This window comes from Oryzomonas japonica, from assembly GCF_008802365.1.
GTDB classification, from domain to species: Bacteria; Desulfobacterota; Desulfuromonadia; order Geobacterales; family Pseudopelobacteraceae; genus Oryzomonas; species Oryzomonas japonica.
Genome location: NZ_VZQZ01000007.1, coordinates 106833 through 123258 on the forward strand (window position 1 = coordinate 106833; position 16426 = coordinate 123258).

The window sequence follows — 16426 nt, forward strand, 5'->3', positions numbered from 1 at the left end:
GCAGGACCGGGGCTCGAAAACCGTGAGGAGGAAACATCACATGAGGAAGTATGAAACAATTTTCATCCTCCAGCCGGAACTTGGCGAAGACGAGATCAAAAGCATCGGCGCCAAGGTTCAGGAGGTCATCTCGTCGTACAATGGCGAGTGCTTCAGGCTGGACGACTGGGGTGTCAGGAAGCTGGCATACCCCATCAGGAAGTTTGCCAGAGGACGCTACTACTATCTTCGTTTTGATGGCGGGGCGGAGCTGATCGCCGAGTTGGAACGGCGCCTCAGACTTAACGAAAAGGTACTCCGGTACCAGAGCGTCAACATTACCGGAGAGCCCGAGAAGGCTGTTGAGAAAAAAGCTCCCGTAGTCGAAGCGGAAGCGGTCGAGGCTGTTGAAGAAGCAGTCCCTGCCGTTGAAGCGGCAAACGAATAATTTCCTGGAGGATATACTATCATGAGCGACGAAAGACCCAGCACCCCGTATCAACGTCCGGCAGGCGGTCCCGGCCAGCGTCCCGCAGGCGGCCCCGGCGGCCCCCGCAAGCGCCGTCCGTTTCAGCGCAGGAAGGTATGCCGTTTTTGCGCCGAAAAGAACCTGACCATTGATTACAAAGAACCCCGTACCCTGCGCTACTTCATCTCGGAGCGCGGCAAGATCGTTCCCCGCCGCATCTCTGGCAACTGTGCGAAACACCAGCGGGAAATTACCGAGGCCATCAAGCGCGCCCGCAACCTAGCGCTCTTGCCGATCGCCGCGAACCACTCGCTGTCCTAGGGTCTGAATGAACCCGAACACACCGGCCGATTCCATTAAGGCGCGGCTTACTGCAGTTCTCGTGGGCACCGCAGGCACGTTCGCGTTGTTTGCGGTGTCCTTTGTACTACCGCCGCTCGGTTTCTTTACGGGGCTTCTGGCCCCCTTCCCGGTGGTGTATTATCGCTTGCGTCAGGGACGCGGCACAGCGGCCGTCATCCTTGCGTTGGCCGGTATCGCATTGACGGCGGTATACAGTCCGAATGTGGGCGCTATCTATCTGTTGCAATGCGGGGTTATCGCCCTGCTGATGCCGGAACTGTTGCTGCGAGGGCATGGCGCGGCCCGGACTATTGCCTGGACCACGGGCGTTAGCGCGGCGCTTGTGGCCGTGGTCGCCGTCACTCTGACGCTGGTCAGCAACCAGGATCTGCAACAAGCCCTTTCCGGCGAGATTTCCACCAGTATCTCCCGGGCGCTCGCCCTGTATGAAAAGAGCGGCGTCAAAGGCGACGAGCTGTCCATGGTCAAAAAGTCCATGGACATGGCTGCAGCGCTATTGATCAGGGTTTATCCGTCATTGGTGACCATCCTGCTCGGGATTATGGCGGGATGCAATCTGGCGCTCATACGCAGGCCGGCATTCCTGATGGGGTACCGGTTTCCCCTGGGCGATTTCAAGGATCTCCGGCTGCCGGAACCTTTGGTCTGGATCCTGATTGCAGCCGGATTTGCCATGCTGGCGCCCAGCCGGTTCGTCACGATGCCGGCTCTCAACGTACTGGTCGTAACGACAACGCTTTATTTTCTGCAGGGGTTGGCGGTTATCCTGACCCTCACCGCCCGCCAGGCTTTTTACAGCATCATACGCGTGTTTCTCTGGGTGATGCTGCTGATACAACCGTATCTCGCGGCCATTGTTGCCGCCATCGGCATATTTGATCTGTGGGGAGACTTCCGTACCCCCAAAAAACAGGAAAACCTGTAATAATCAGGCTCGAAAGGAGAGAAGTATGAAGGTCATTCTGAAGGAAAACATCGAAACCCTCGGCCACATCGGCGACATCGTCAAGGTTGCTCCCGGCTATGCCCGCAATTATCTGGTCCCCAAAGGGTTTGCCATCGAGGCGACCGAGAAGAACGCCAAGGCGCTTGAACACGCCAAACGCCAGTTGACCTACAAGAAGAACAAGACCCTGGAGGCCGCCCGCAGCCTGGCCGCCAAACTGGAAGGGCTTGCCATCGAGTTGATCCACCAGGCCGGCGAAGAAGGAAAACTCTTCGGTTCCGTCACCAATATGGAGATCGCCGCGTTCCTCACCGAAAAGGGCTTTGACATCGACCGCAAGAAGATCGTTCTTGCCGAGCCGATCAAGCAGCTGGGCGAGACGAGCGTTCCGGTCAAGATTCACCCCGAAGTTGTCGCAACCCTCAAGGTGACCATCAAGGCCGCCTGATCTCTGGATTCATAGCAGAAACAGCAAAAGCCCGCCGGATTCTTTCCGGTGGGCTTTTTTGTGATAAGAGCATCAAAATCCGCCACAGAGACAGTGAGACACAGAGGTACACAGAGAAAGAAAGGCGTAACGGCTTCAGGGAAATCAGGAATCTTGCCTTTGCGGCCTGCTGTAATCTCTTATTTTTCTCTGTGTCTCTGTGTCTCCGTGGCAGATGTTCATTTGTTATCTGCTTATCTTCAAAAAATTCTCCAGCAGGTTCATCCCCCCCTCGGTGAGGATCGACTCGGGATGGAACTGGACCCCCCAGATGGGCAGCGTCGTGTGGCGCATCCCCATGATTTCGCCGTTCTCGACCCATGCCGTGACCTCAAGACAATCCGGCAGGCTGCTCCGCTCCACCACCAGGGAGTGGTAGCGGGTGGCCTGGAACGGGTTCGGAAGCCCGGCAAAAAGTTCCCGGTCATCGTGGATGATCGGCGAGGTCTTGCCGTGCATCAGGGAAACGCTCCTGACGACCTTTCCCCCGAATGCCTCCCCGATGGCCTGATGGCCGAGACAGACACCCAGGATCGGAATCTTGCCGGCGAAATGTTTGATCGCCTGCACCGATATGCCCGCCTCGCCGGGGGAGCAGGGGCCGGGGGAGATCACCAGTCGCTCCGGCTGTAGGGCCTCGATCTCTTCCAGGGTGATCTTGTCGTTGCGGTAGACGCGCACGTCTTCGCCCAGCTGGCCGAAGTATTGGACGATATTGAAGGTGAAGGAATCGTAGTTATCGATCATCAGCAGCATGTTATTCGAGCCCTTTCTCGGCAATCTCCAGCGCCCGCCGCGCGGCCATGGCCTTGTTGACGGTTTCCTGCCACTCGGCAGCCGGATCGGAATCGGCAACAACGCCGCCCCCGGCCTGGATGTGCACCATGCCGTCCTTGATTACCAAGGTGCGGATGGTGATGGCCAGGTCCATGTTGCCGGAAAAGGAAAAATAACCCACAGCGCCGCCATAGATTTCGCGGCGCACCGGTTCCAGTTCGTCGATGATCTCCATGGCCCTGATCTTGGGCGCACCGGAGAGGGTGCCGGCCGGAAACGTGGCCTGCACGACGTCGAAGGCGTCGTGGTCGCTCCTCAGCCGCCCCTGTACGTTGGACACGATATGCATCACGTGGGAGTAGCGTTCGATGACCATCAGTTCCGACACCGTGACCGATCCCGTGGTGCAGACGCGCCCCAGGTCATTCCGTCCCAAATCCACCAGCATGACGTGTTCGGCCCGTTCCTTGGGGTCGCCCAGCAACTCCTCGGCCAGCCGGGCATCCTCCTGGGGCGTGGCGCCCCGGGGGCGGGTGCCGGCGATGGGACGGAGTTCGACCCGGTCCCCCTCCTTGCGCACCATGACCTCGGGCGAGGCCCCGGCGATGACCGTGCCGTCCAGTTTCAGGAAAAACATATAGGGGGAGGGGTTCATGGTGCGCAGCACGCGGTAGACGTCAAACGGGTCGGCCGAGAGCCGCCCGCTGAAACGCTGGGATGGGACCACCTGGATGATGTCCCCGGCCCGGACATACTCCTTGGCCTTTTCCACGGCCGCCTCGTACGCCTCGCGGGTGACATTGGAGCGCATCTCCACCGGGCCTCCCGAAGACGGGGGCGCGGCCGGCGGTAGCGGGGCGCGCAGTTTGCTGATGATGGTTTCGATCTTCTCCGTAGCCTGCCGATAGGCCTCTTCCGGGGTAGTGGCGCCATCCAGGTGGGCATTGGAGACCACTTTGATCTTCTGGGCCATGGTATCGAAGATGACGATGGTGTCGGTCACCAGAAAATAGGCTTCGTAGGCATCCAGGACGGCCGGTTTCTCCGTGGGCAGGTGCTCGAAGTGGCGCACCATGTCGTACCCCAGGTAGCCGACGGCGCCGCCGAAGAAGCGGGGCAGGCCCTCGACCTCCACCGGGGTGAATCGGGCCAGCAGGGTGCGGATGGCGCCGAGCGGATCATCGGTGGTTACCGTGGTCGTGACGTCGTTCTCGATGATCTCGACGGTGTGCCCCTTGGAGCGGATGACGCATGAGGGACTGGAGCCGAGAAAGGAGTAGCGCCCCCATTTTTCGCCACCCTCGATACTTTCGAGCAAAAAGGAAAAACGTCCGTCGTCGAGCTTTTTAAAGGCGGTGACCGGCGTATCCATGTCGGCCATGATTTCCCGGTAGACCGGGATCAGGTTGCCGCTCCTGGACAGGGTGCGAAAGGTGTCAATGGGGGGAAAAAACATGTGCGTGGCTCCGAAAATCTGTCAGGATGATTGGAAAAGCTAGCACAGACCGCCCGGGGGAGTCAAGTTCAGCGGGGTGGCCCGGTCGTCAGGTTTGATATTTATAAACTCTTCCCTTCATAGATTTTCGTTGATATACTGCTCCGAAAATTACTGCAAAGGGCCCGGATATGAAACAGACTAACATACTGCTGGAGAGCGATACCAACGAGCTTGAAATCGTCGAGTTCAGGATCGACGAGATGGATGCCCACAATAATCTCGTGCCCTGCCACTACGGCGTCAATGTGGCCAAGGTCCGGGAGATTATCCGGCTGCCCCAGATGTCCCGGGTCGTCAATGCCAAGCCGGGCGTGGAGGGGATGATCAAGCTGCGGGACAAGGTCATTACCGTTATCAACCTCGCCAAGGTGCTCGGCAAGGATACGGGAGACCTGGTGGCGGACCGGGTGGTGGTCCTCGAGTTCAATAACCTGATGGTCGGGGTGCTGGTCCACTCGGTTTCCCGCATCTACCGGATCTCGTGGAAAAACGTCGAGCCGCCGTCCCACTCGGTGCACAGCGAACAGGTTACCGGGCTGGTGAAAATGGATGATCGTATCATCCTGGTGCTGGACTTCGAGAAGATCGTGGGCGAGCTCTGCTCGGAGAGCGCCTTGAGGCCGCTTGCAGAAGGTGCCCTGTTGTCATCCGAAGGTGGCGTCGTGGACCGCTCCCACAAAACGATACTGGTCGCCGACGACTCCCTATTCATTCGCAATACCCTGTGCCAGACCCTGCGTTCGGCCGGCTATGCCGTTACCGAAGCGGAAAACGGCGCCGAGGCATGGGGCATCATTCAGGATAAAATCACCCACTGCACCCAGGATGGCAGCGACTTCAGGTCCCACATCAGCATGATGATCACCGACGTGGAGATGCCGCAGATGGACGGCCTGCACCTGACCTCGCTCGTGCGCAAGGAAGAAACGCTGAAGAGTTTGCCGGTTGTGATCTTCTCCTCCCTTGCCTCCGAGGATAACAAGCGCAAGTGGATCGGACTGGGGGCCAACCATATCCTGACCAAACCCGATCTGCCCAACCTTGTCAGGGTGGCAGACGAGCTGACCCTGTAACGTCCTGCCGACCGAGCCTTGTGCCCACGCGCCTCGTCTCTCTTTTTCATCACCTTTTGCCCCGTGCGTGCCGTTCATTTTTCCCGTTTCGGGCCGTGCGGTCGGCCGTGCGGGGCCCCCTTAGTCGCCGCTCTCCGGGCCGAAGTGCCAAGCTCGGAGAGTTGCCGCTCTTGTAATAAATTCTTTTCCCCAGTGCCGGCAGATTGACCTGCTTTTTTTGTTGCCATAAGTTGTTTTGGCGATAATTTTGCATTATTCCGCAGCAGGAGGGAAGACCCATGACCGATACGCAAAAATCGCAAAAAAACGGCAAGGTGCCCCTTGTCCTGTTTGTCGATGATAATGCCGATTTTCTGGAAGAGATTCGGTTTGTGCTTCTTTCCACCTCGATCTGCGAAATGGTGACACTTACCGACAGCAGCCAGGTACTGGCGGAATTGGACAAGGGCATCTATTCTGCTCTTTTCCTGGACTGGATCATGCCGGGCGTCTCGGGTGCCGACCTTCTACCGGTCATTACCCAGAAATATCCGACCATCCCGGTCATCATCATGACCGGGGTAAGCGATGTCGATACGGTGGTAAGCTGCATGAAACAGGGGGCCATGGACTACATCACCAAACCCCTCGATTCATCACGGCTCATATCCAGCATCAACAACGCATTCAAGATCCTCGAGCTTTCAAACCAGAACCAGCAACTCCAGAACTATCTCCTGGGCGATCCCCTGGCCCAGCCGGATACCTTCAAGGACATCCTGACCCGCAGCGACAAGATGCAGTCCATTTTCAAGCTGGTGGAGACCATCGCCCCCTCCCGCTACCCGGTGCTCATCACCGGAGAAACCGGGGTCGGCAAGGAACTGATCGCCCGCGCCATTCACAAGGCCAGCGGCCAGCAGGGCAGTTTTACCCCCCTGAATGTGGCCGGGCTCGATGCCCATATGTTCGAGGATACGCTCTTCGGCCACAAAAAAGGTGCATTCACCGGTGCGAACGAACTTCGCCAGGGATTGATCGCAAAGGCGCAGGGCGGGACCCTGTTTCTCGACGAGATCGGCGATCTGGCGCCCGAATCCCAGATCAAGCTGCTCCGGCTCCTGCAGGAAAACGAGTATTACCGCCTGGGCTCGGATGTCCTCCTGAAGAGCGACGCGCGGATTATCGTTGCCTCCAACCGGGATTTCAAACAGCTGGTCGCCGAGGGTGCATTCAGGGAAGACCTCTATCACCGGATATGTTACCACAAACTGCACATACCCCCCTTGCGGGAGCGGCGCGAGGATATCCTGCCCTTGGTGAGCCATTATATCAACATGGCGGCAAAAGCCATGGGTAAAAGGGCGCCCAGGATTGCCGCGGAGTTGCGCTGGCTGCTGGAAGAGTATGAGTATCCCGGCAATGTCAGGGAACTCATCAACAAGGTCAGCAGCGCGGTGGTCGTCAACAAAACAGGCCTGCTGGTGCAGAGCGACTTCCCGGATCTGGCGGTCAGGTCCAGAACCATGATCGATGCCGGAACCAAGGTCGCCAATAGCCAGTTCAGCCTGCATGTGGTCTTTCCCAAATTTCCCTCCATGGGGCAAATCGAGAAATTGATGTTCGAAGAGGCGCTAAAGGTTACGGGGGGCAAAAAGGGGCCGGCCGCCGACCTTCTCGGCGTGTGCCGTCAGACGGTGCAGAAAAAGCTGAGCGAATTGGAAAAGATGAACTGAAAACTGGGCCTAGACGACCTCTGGGACGGGTGGGGCATCGGGGCCGGCGGTGCCGCCGTTGTCGGCAGCGGGTATGCTGATCGTAGCGGTCGTGCCCTTGTCCGGTTCCGATTCAAATACCAACCGCCCGCGATGTTCAGTCACGATGAAGTTCGATATATACAGGCCAAGGCCGCTGCCGCCGCTTTCCATGCGGGTGGAGAAAAACGGTTCCATGAGGCGGCTCATGATATCCGGTCGGATGCCCTTCCCATCATCCCTTACGACGAGGGAAACCTCCCCATGCAGGCTGTCATAGTCCGAGACGATCGTTACGACCCCGTTTCGTGATTCCGGAATGGCCTGTATGCTGTTCAGGATCAGATTGATAACTACCTGCTCCAGTTGGTAACGGTTGCCGGTCACCGCGGGCAGTTCCGGGTACGGTTCATTCTGGATGACGATATTGCCGTGGCGCCCATGGGCGCGGATAATGGTAAGAGCGTCGACGACCACCTGATTGAGGTTCACCCGGTCCTTTGCGTCGCTATGACCGCCGACGTTGTAAGCCCTCATATCCTGCACGACCTTTTCGATGCGCTCGGAACAGCGCGCGATGACCTCCGTGGCCTTGGTGACTTCGCCCCGCACCAAGCTGAATACCGCCCCTCCCAGTACAAAATCCCCCTCCTCCTCGGCAACTCGTTCCAATATGGGGAGCGCACTCTTCCAGGTCTTGGCGACCTGCTGCCCCGCAAGCTTGATGGCGCCGTTGGGCGTGTTGATCTCATGGGCCATGCTGGAGGCCAAGAGCCCCAGGGAGGTCATGCGGTTGGTCTGGATCAGCTTGGCCATGATCTGCTGTTTTTCCTTCTGGACTTCGAGGCGCATGGCATTAATCAACTGTTGTTGCAAACGGCGGTTTTCCTCTTCCCGCTCTTGCAGCGAGGCGGCCAGCAGGCTGATGGCACCGGCGGCCCGGCCCGGTTCATCGTTGCTGACGGGGGCGATCCTGACCGCGTAGTTCCCCGTCTGCATGGACTCCAGACCGCGCATGAGGGCATTGAAGGAACGGGTCACCTGGCGGAGCGCGAGATAGCAGAGGGACGAGACCGAGATCCAGAAAAGGAAGGCCGTAGCACATGCCATCATGATCAGGCGCTGGGTCCGCGCTTTGAACTCGGTCGTGTCCAGATCCAGGCGGACGGTGCCGATCAAGGCGCCCACCGGTTCTTTGCTGCCGATAATGGCAGACTCCGGGGAGGAACCCAGAGGGGTGCTGCGCACCTCCACGGTCCTGCTCAGCAACTCGCTGGGACTGCGTGAAACCGGTTTGCGCATCTCGGCCAGGACCCTGCCGTCATTGGTGCGGACCGTCAGGCTGTGGAAATCGGGGGTACGGGCGGTGTCCTGGGCAATCTGCATAAGCACGGTGCGGTTTTCGGCGAACAGAGGTAGGCGGACGGTATCGGCCAGGTGCGCCGCTATCAGTTGGCACCTGTTGCCGGCATAGATGCTTTGCTCGCGGATTTCGGTGACGATATAGGCGGAACCGAACAGGACGGCCATGAGGGCGGTCAGTAGGGTAAATATGAGGAAAAGCTTGAATTGGAAGCTGGCGCGGAAATTTATGAATTGGGTGCAGGGCGACACGATTATTCTCTTGGGTGCAGAGCAGCGCGCTCGGCTGCTATGCCCAGGTGTTTCATGACGCTCGGATTAGTTTTGAGCTGGATTCTGCGCGGGTAGGCGAGGGGAATGTCCGACGCCTCGGTCCCCTTGAGAATAGCCGAACCCATGTCGCTCGCCTGCCTGCCCAGTTCGGCGCGGTCGATCTCCAGGACCGCCGCCGCCCCCAGGCCCAGATAGGCGTTGGCAAAGGATACCACCGGTACGTTGTGCTCCTGGGAAAAACGGAAATAGGCCTCCACCGTTTCCCGGGCGACGGCCGTGGCGTCGGGGAGCATCCACAGTGCATCGACTTTGCCGGCCAAGGTGGCAAGTTGGGTCAGGGTATCCCGCGGGGTCGAAACCTCGCGCACCACCAGCTCTATCCCCATCCTCTGGGCCGCTTGGCGGGCCAGTTGCACGTACCAGCCGCTCTTGGCGGGATGGTAGATCAGCCCTACGTGACGCTTTTTCATCCCATGAAACAGGGAAAGGTAGCGTTCCGGCGGCGCGAACATGCCGACGCCGGTCAGGTTGGAGTGGGTGGCGTGACGGCTATGGATGCCGAGGGAGATCAGGGCGATGACCGGGGTCTGCCGCAGCTTGTTGGCCGCTTCCAGAGCCCGGTCTCCCAGGGCCAGGACCAGAGCGGGCTGATCTTCGCGGACGATGCGGGTAATGTCCACATCGGCGTAGTCGGCGAGCACGACCACCCGCTCCGAGAATCTGCGGTTGGCGCGGAACCCGGCAAGGGCCTCTTCGAAGGCCGGATCGCGGCGGCTCTGGAGCACCAGCACATCGTAGGCATCGGCCGCAAGGGGGAGCAGCAGGGCAAGTGAGAATATGAAGGCGGTCAGTATCCTCAAAAGCGCACCCTCATGCCACCCTCAAACCAGCGGCCCGTGTTGGGTATTAGATATGTTTCATACTGTGAGGCATTGAAGAGATTATGCCCGGAAAAGAATAACTCCAGGGAGTTTTGTTCACGTTTGAAAAGCACTGCCCCCAAGTGCAGGTCCCACGTCAGGCCGCCGTAGCGGCCGTTTTCGTCTGGCCGGGAATTCCAAAATACATGGCGGCCGGTCAGTACGCCTCGGTAGGTCTTGTCGTTGTAGCGTAGGGCCACCTGTACGGTGTGGCGGGCGAAATCGTTAACTTCGTTGCCGTCGCTGGTGCGGGTGGTGTCGGTGAAGGTGTAGCCGGCTCCGAGCGAGGTATTCCAGATTGGGGTGGTGCGGGCTTCCAGTTCCGCTCCCAGCGCCATATGCTGTTTAACCGTGTCGCCCCAGGTCTGGTTGCGGAACAGGGTGCCTTTTACCCAGACGTACGGTATGGCGCTGCTCTCCGCCCCGACCTGGGTGGTCCAGATCTTCACCGAGGGGGAGTCGGTAAGGCCCAGCACGGGGAGGCCGTAGCCACGGGCGGTGTAGGCCCGCAGCAGTGTGCTGTCGGTCAGTTGCCAAGTGGCCCCCAAGGCAGGGCTAAACTGGTCTCCGGCGGTCTGGGTATGGTCGACACGCACGCCGGGGGTCAGGCTCATGGGGCCGAGGGTGAGGGTGTCGTTGAGGAACACGCCCCAGCGTTCCACCTTTCTGTTGAAGGGGCTAACGGTGCTGCCGTCGGAGGAGTTGTTGTACTGTTCCAGGTGGTTGTAGTCGCTGCCGACCACTAGCAGATTGTCATCCCCCCGCCAGACCAGTTTGGCGCTGGCGCCGCTTACCTGCTCCTTGACGATGCCCGTCGGCAGACCTGTTTGGAAGGACCACGTGGCGCCGTCGCTGATATTGAAGTAGGATGCGTCATTTCTATTGAAGGAATGATGGCCCATTATCTCCAATTCCAACCGCTCGCCAATGGGATAACGCAGGCCGACCGATCCCACCGTAAAACGCTTCTCCTGACGTTCTTTGAGGTCATAGGGAACGGCATACAAATCCCCCATGTCGGCGCGGGTGGAAAAATAGGTGGCCCAGATCTGCCCGTGGTTCGGGAGGTCATAGGTTAGCTTGGCATAAGCACGGTTGGAATTGATCTGGGTATTGGAGAACAGGCCGTCGGAGCCCAGATAGCTGCCGGACAAGTAGTAGCCGAACCTGTTGCCGGTGCCGCTCAGTTCCAGACTGGTATCGGCCGTAGTTTGCTCGCCGATGGAGGCGGTGGCCGCGCCGCCGATGGTGCGGCCCCGCTCGGGCGATTTGGTGATGACGTTGATCACCCCGCCCAGCGCCTGGCCCCAGGCCGAGGAGGCGGCCCCCTTGACGATCTCGATACGCTCGATGATATGGGCCGGGATCAGGGAGGTGTCGGAAAAACCGCTCCCTAGGTTGGTTATGGACACCCCGTCCACGAATACCTGGGTGTGGATGAAGTCAATACTTTGGATAAAAGTGTAGGCAGAAACCCCTGGTCCGCCGTTGTGCTGGACCTGGATGCCGGGGATGGTGTCCAGCACGTCGGCCAGGGTGTGGGCGTTGAGGGCCTCGATCTCCGGGGCGGTAACCACGGTGACGTTTTCTGCGGTCTGGGAGAGCGGTTTGGGGGCGCGGGAGGAGGTGGATGCCTCCTCCTGCCAGGCGCTGAAGAGCCCCAGGGTCTCGTCCGCCTCTTCCCCCCATGCCAGGGATGGGAGGACGCCGAGAGCTAGGCAAAGGACCACCAAAAAAGTGTTGATGGTATGTTGAGGTTTGAAGAGTGACATGATAGGCTTCCGTGCGCGGGATACTACCAGAAACAAAGACTGCATGTCCAGCACGTTGGAAACCCTCTTTGTACTTGGATATTTGTTCATGGATTGCTCCTTGCCTGTCTCTGGAAAAGGAACGGGTATATGAAAGGAATTCTTGACCGCACCAGCGTCCGTTTTTTCCCTGATTCTTGATGGCGTGGCGGCTGGAATATGTGCAAAAAACCAGCCGGATGGCGTTGCAGTACACTAAAATGAAAGGAGGTGAGGTATATGCGTGAAGTTCAGGAGGAGTTGGTGGTGCTGGAGGAAGGGCATGTTGCGGGTGTCGTCGCCGCATGTTGTGCCACAGCCAATGTGGCAAAGATCAACTAGATGTCTCATGGCGGGGAGGGGCGACCCTCCCCACACCTTTTCTGGGAGAGGGCCGCTTCATGGAGCTTACGCACTATCTTAAAACTTACCCCTGTCCCGATAAACCGGGCCGGGTTCTACTCATAGCCACCCGGCGCTGCGCAGTGCTGGAACTGTCCGAAAGCCTGCTGGAAAAGGCCCGTAGGGGTGAACTGGCAGAGCGGGAACGGGACACCCTGGTGCGCCTGGGGGTGCTGGTGCCGGACCGGGGAGAGGAGCGGAAGGAGGTGCGCCAGACCTTTACGGCCATCAACCGTGCCAGCCGTCACTTTGCTGCTCTGGTAACTTTAACCCTGGAATGCAACCTGGCCTGCGGCTACTGTTTCGAGGACCCCTTCCGGGGGCGGTTCGTGATGGCAGACGATACGGCCGGGATGCTGGTGCAGCGCTTGACGGAACAGATGGCCGCAGGGCGGGATGTGACCGTGGACTTCTACGGGGGCGAGGCCCTGATGGCCCTGCCGCTCCTGAAGCGTATCGCCGGCCGTCTCGTGGAGGTGGCCCGGGAAGCGGGGGTCGTCTTTCGGTTCAACATCATCACCAATGCTACCCTGCTGACCCGCCGGGTCGTGCAGGAGCTCCTTCCCCTGGGGCTGGCCGCCGTCAGGGTGACCCTGGACGGCCCCCGGGAGATCCACGACCAACAGCGCCCCTTTGTCTCCGGCAAGGGGAGCTTCGACACCATCGTTGCCAATATCAAGGCGATCCATGAGCTCGTGCCGGTGGACCTGGGGGGGAACTACACCCGCGATAATTTTCAACGGTTCCCGGAGATGCTGGATCTCCTCATCGCCGAGGGAATCGCGCCGGCGGCGTTGAAGGCGGTGGGGTTTTCGCCGGTCATACCCAAGGCGGACGGCAGCGTTTCCGGGGATTTGGGTTCGGCGTGTGCCTCCACCAGCGAGCCGTGGATGATCGAGGCCAGCCTGTTCCTGCGGCACGAGGTCATCAGACGGGGGTTCCCGACCCCCAAGCTCAGGGCGGCCGCCTGCATGGTCGAGTTCGAGCGCGATCTGGTGGTGGCCTATGACGGCTCCCTCTACAAGTGCCCCGCCTTCATGGGGCGGGAGGAGTTGCGGATCGGTTCCCTGGCCGAAGGGATCGGCGCTTATGCCGCGTCCCACAACCTGGATGTGTGGAAAAACGACGAATGCCTGGAGTGCGCCTACCTGCCCATCTGTTTCGGCGGTTGCCGTTTCCTGCGTCTGCTGCGCACCGGCGCCATTGATGGCGTTGACTGCCGCCGCGTCTATCTGGATACCGCCTTGGAACAACTCGTTCGCCAGGATCTGGCCATGGGCAGGCCGACGGCATAGAGCCGTTGTTAGTTTTGTTAACATTCTTTGAATGGGTGTAACGCTATGAAATAAATAATATTTTTTGTTGAGTGTTAAAAAAATTAACACTTTGTATCCATAAATATTTTTAAATTAATTCGATAGGTTGCTACACTGTCTTGAAATAGTGTTAAAAAAATTAACAGTCCCCGCCGCCCCACTAGTCTCCCCGAATAACGCCATGAGTTGCCGTTCTAAAACTACTTGAAAAAGTGTGATTTCCTCCGTGCCTTTGTGGCCTCTCCGCCGTGTTGTGGTATTATTTCAGAACAGCCCAAGGGCTATCGCAGACACGGGGAGGGACATCATGGGCGTTCTGATGCAGGCGTTTTACTGGGATTGCCCCCGGGAGGAAGCCCAGGAATATACGTGGTGGAAGTTCCTTGCCACAAAACTCGGCGGGCTTGAACAGGCCGGCTTCACCGCCCTCTGGCTCCCGCCTGCCGGTAAGGCCGCCAACATCGGCGGCATGTCCATGGGGTATGATGTCTACGACTATTACGACCTGGGAAGATACCCGCAAAAGGCGTTGCGCAAGGTCAACGGCGTTGATGAGGTACGAACCTGGTTCGGTTCGGAAGAGGAGTTGCGCGCCCTGATCAGGGCTGCGCACGGGTGCAGCCTGAAGGTCTATGCCGACCTGGTTCTCAACCACAACAACGGCGCCGACCAGCAGGAGTTCAACCCGATCTTGCAAAATTACCGCTGGACGAAATTCACCCCCCAAAGCAATCGCTTTACCCGCGACTGGACCTGCTTCAACCCCTCGCCCTACACCGAGAACGACCCCGCCGCCTTTGGCGGGATGCCGGACCTGTGCCACATCAATCCCCGCGTCTCCACCGGTATCCTCAACCACGCCAAGTGGATGATCGAAGAGATCGGTTTTGACGGCTTCCGCTACGACTTTGTCAAAGGGTTCGGCGCCTGGATCGTGCGGGCGATTCATGACCGCCAGTACAGCCGCGGAGGGCATCCGGTGTCTCTCTTCGGGGTGGGGGAGTGTTGGGCCGGAGACGATTTCATCGACAGTTGGCTTGATTCGGTGAACAACTGGGCCGTACACCGGGTTGGAGCCTTTGATTTTCCGCTGCGCTACCGGTTGAAGGATTTGTGCGACACCTACGGCTTCAGCCTGCGGACCCTGGCGGACGGCGGCGTGCTGATAAGGGATCGTCCCCACGAGGCGGTGAGCTTTGTGGATAACCACGATTTTAGCGGCAACGACTGCGTGGTGAACGACAAGATGCTGGCCTACGCCTATATCCTCACCCACGAAGGCTACCCGTGCGTCTTCTGGAAGGATTATTTCAACTACGGACTGGCCCGGCCCGGAGAGCCGGATGGGATCGAGCGGCTGGTCAAGGTGCACGAGAGCCATGCCGGGGGCGGTACCGTCATCCGCTACGTGGACGACCTGCTGTACGTCATGGAGCGCGCCGGCATTGCCAGTCAACCGGGGCTGCTCTTTGTCCTGAACAATTCCGGGGGTTCCCTCGGCCGGCGGGTGCAGTCCGGTTTCGGAAACGCGACGCTGAAGCCCCTGGCCTGGGGCGGCAAGGGTGCTGTCCCCCAGCCGCCTGCGACCGCCACCGACAGTGACGGATGGTGTCAGATCGAGGCGCCGCCGCGGGGCTATGTGGTGTACGGGGTGTGAGGCGGCGGGGATGTCCTGTCGGGGCCTTGGGAAACCGTTGTCGGCAAAGCTGAAAATTTACCCTTGACAAATTCTCCGCGGCTGTGATTTAGTACCAAACATGAATTCGAATCGTTTCTTTAGCGCCTTTTACTTTTTCTTTTGGTACGGCTTTTATTTCAGGCCGTCTGCCCGGGCAAAGGTGTAAGCGCAAGGAAGCGAAACCATTACACACCACAAGCCGGGTGGACAGACAGTCCCCCGGCTTTTTTTGTTTACCGCAGCAGATGCGGACAGGGCCGGGGGGGAAACCTTCGGCCCTTTTGCTTGTGGGAAAGGAAACAGGGGATGATCATCGTAATGAAGGCTGGCGCGGCAAAGAAGGACATGGATGAGGTGTTGAAGCGCATCAAGGAATTGGGCTACATGCCCCATGTGATCCACGGCTCGACCCGGGATGTCATCGGGGCGGTGGGGGACGAACGGGGCAAGATGGTGTTGCACTCTCTTGAGTCTCTGCACGGCGTTGAAAACGTGGTGCCTATCCTGCAACCGTACAAGTTGGCCTCCAAGGAGATCAAAAAGGAGTCGAGTGTCGTGCGCATCAACGATGAGGTGTCTATCGGTGGGGAACGGGTGATCATGATGGCCGGTCCCTGTTCCGTTGAAAATGAACGGCAGATCGTTGAAACGGCCGAGGCGGTTAAAAAGGCGGGAGCCTCCATTTTGCGGGGCGGAGCATTCAAGCCGCGCACGTCGCCCTATTCGTTCCAGGGGTTGGAGGAGGAGGGGCTCAAGCTGTTGGCCAAGGCCCGGGAGGTGACCGGCCTGCCGTTCGTAACCGAGGTGATCAATCCCGAAACCGCCGAACTGGTGGCGGAATACTCCGACATCCTCCAGATCGGCGCCCGCAACTCGCAGAATTTCGCGCTCCTGAAAAAGGTCGGCCAACTCGGTAGGCCGGTTTTACTGAAACGGGGCATGTCCATGACGATCCAGGAGTTTCTCATGAGCGCCGAGTATGTCATGAGCGAGGGGAACCAGTCGGTGATCCTCTGTGAACGCGGCATCCGAACCTTCGAGACCGCCACCCGCAACACCCTCGACCTTTCGGCCGTGCCGGTGCTCAAGGAAAAGACCCATTTACCGGTGGTGGTAGATCCTTCCCACGGCACCGGCAACCATCACTATGTCGCCCCCATGTGCTATGCCGCCGTGGCGTGCGGAGCCGACGGCCTGATTGTAGAGGTCCATCCCGATCCGGAGCATGCCTCCAGCGACGGGCCGCAATCGTTGAAACCGGCAAAATTCCAGGCGATGATGGACAAGCTGCGCTTGTTCGCCGAGGCGGCGGGAAGAACTCTGTAGAGGTAGAGGTGGCGTCCGGTGCGGCACACGAACC

At 59.1% G+C, this 16426-nt stretch carries 14 protein-coding genes; 9 read left to right on the plus strand and 5 right to left on the minus strand.

Translation table 11 applies throughout. From position 1 onward, the window contains the following. Positions 1-40 precede the first annotated feature (40 nt). The 4 genes from rpsF to rplI are packed head-to-tail and all read left to right on the plus strand — an operon-like array spanning position 41 to position 2205. A complete protein-coding gene (rpsF, locus tag F6V25_RS11755; protein ID WP_149306012.1) occupies positions 41-427 on the plus strand; it encodes a 30S ribosomal protein S6 in 387 nt (128 codons plus the stop codon). Between the two features lie 21 nt (positions 428-448). Further along, on the plus strand, positions 449-769 hold the full coding sequence (gene rpsR / locus F6V25_RS11760; protein ID WP_149306011.1) for a 30S ribosomal protein S18: 321 nt from the start codon (positions 449-451) through the stop codon (positions 767-769). 7 nt (positions 770-776) lie between these two features. Beyond that, a complete protein-coding gene (locus tag F6V25_RS11765) occupies positions 777-1736 on the plus strand; it encodes a YybS family protein (RefSeq protein WP_151128754.1) in 960 nt (319 codons plus the stop codon). A 25-nt stretch (positions 1737-1761) separates the two neighbouring features. Beyond that, positions 1762-2205 (plus strand): 50S ribosomal protein L9, encoded by a 444-nt coding sequence (gene rplI, locus F6V25_RS11770; protein ID WP_149306009.1) that lies wholly within the window; start codon positions 1762-1764, stop codon positions 2203-2205. A 225-nt stretch (positions 2206-2430) separates the two neighbouring features. Here rplI and F6V25_RS11775 read toward each other — a convergent pair whose 3' ends face one another. Together F6V25_RS11775 and trpE are read right to left on the minus strand one after the other, a co-directional pair. Next, entirely contained in the window at positions 2431-3000 is a 570-nt protein-coding gene (locus tag F6V25_RS11775) for an anthranilate synthase component II (protein WP_151128755.1), read from the minus strand. Position 3001: 1 nt separating this feature from the next. Next, the gene (gene trpE / locus F6V25_RS11780) at positions 3002-4477 is read right to left on the minus strand and encodes an anthranilate synthase component I (RefSeq protein ID WP_151128756.1); all 1476 of its coding nucleotides are present in this window, start codon (positions 4475-4477) and stop codon (positions 3002-3004) included. A gap of 170 nt (positions 4478-4647) precedes the next feature. Between trpE and F6V25_RS11785 the strand changes: the two genes are divergently transcribed. Beyond that, the gene (locus F6V25_RS11785; RefSeq protein WP_151128757.1) at positions 4648-5592 is read left to right on the plus strand and encodes a chemotaxis protein; all 945 of its coding nucleotides are present in this window, start codon (positions 4648-4650) and stop codon (positions 5590-5592) included. 278 nt (positions 5593-5870) lie between these two features. Beyond that, positions 5871-7307: a sigma-54-dependent transcriptional regulator gene (locus F6V25_RS11790; protein WP_151128758.1), complete on the plus strand. Its 1437-nt coding sequence runs from the start codon at positions 5871-5873 to the stop codon at positions 7305-7307. A gap of 9 nt (positions 7308-7316) precedes the next feature. Here the strand turns inward: F6V25_RS11790 and F6V25_RS11795 are convergent, their stop codons facing one another. From F6V25_RS11795 to F6V25_RS11805, 3 genes are read right to left on the minus strand one after another with little or no spacing between them, the layout of a single operon-like run. Then, a complete protein-coding gene (locus tag F6V25_RS11795; RefSeq protein ID WP_246167034.1) occupies positions 7317-8939 on the minus strand; it encodes a sensor histidine kinase in 1623 nt (540 codons plus the stop codon). A gap of 2 nt (positions 8940-8941) precedes the next feature. Next, the gene (locus F6V25_RS11800; RefSeq protein WP_151128759.1) at positions 8942-9820 is read right to left on the minus strand and encodes an ABC transporter substrate-binding protein; all 879 of its coding nucleotides are present in this window, start codon (positions 9818-9820) and stop codon (positions 8942-8944) included. Next, complete coding sequence (locus F6V25_RS11805; protein ID WP_191966170.1) at positions 9817-11652, minus strand: TonB-dependent receptor plug domain-containing protein; 1836 nt, start codon at positions 11650-11652, stop codon at positions 9817-9819. The genes F6V25_RS11800 and F6V25_RS11805 overlap by 4 nt, the downstream gene beginning before the upstream one ends. A gap of 419 nt (positions 11653-12071) precedes the next feature. Here F6V25_RS11805 and gptM point away from each other — a divergent pair, with 419 nt between their 5' ends. The 3 genes from gptM to aroF all read left to right on the plus strand — a co-directional run bounded on the left by gptM (position 12072) and on the right by aroF (position 16392). Then, positions 12072-13367 (plus strand): geopeptide radical SAM maturase, encoded by a 1296-nt coding sequence (gptM, locus tag F6V25_RS11810; protein WP_151128761.1) that lies wholly within the window; start codon positions 12072-12074, stop codon positions 13365-13367. 328 nt (positions 13368-13695) lie between these two features. After that, complete coding sequence (locus F6V25_RS11815) at positions 13696-15045, plus strand: alpha-amylase domain-containing protein (protein ID WP_151128762.1); 1350 nt, start codon at positions 13696-13698, stop codon at positions 15043-15045. 327 nt (positions 15046-15372) lie between these two features. Continuing rightward, positions 15373-16392: a 3-deoxy-7-phosphoheptulonate synthase gene (aroF, locus tag F6V25_RS11820; RefSeq protein WP_151128763.1), complete on the plus strand. Its 1020-nt coding sequence runs from the start codon at positions 15373-15375 to the stop codon at positions 16390-16392. Positions 16393-16426: the final 34 nt, after the last annotated feature.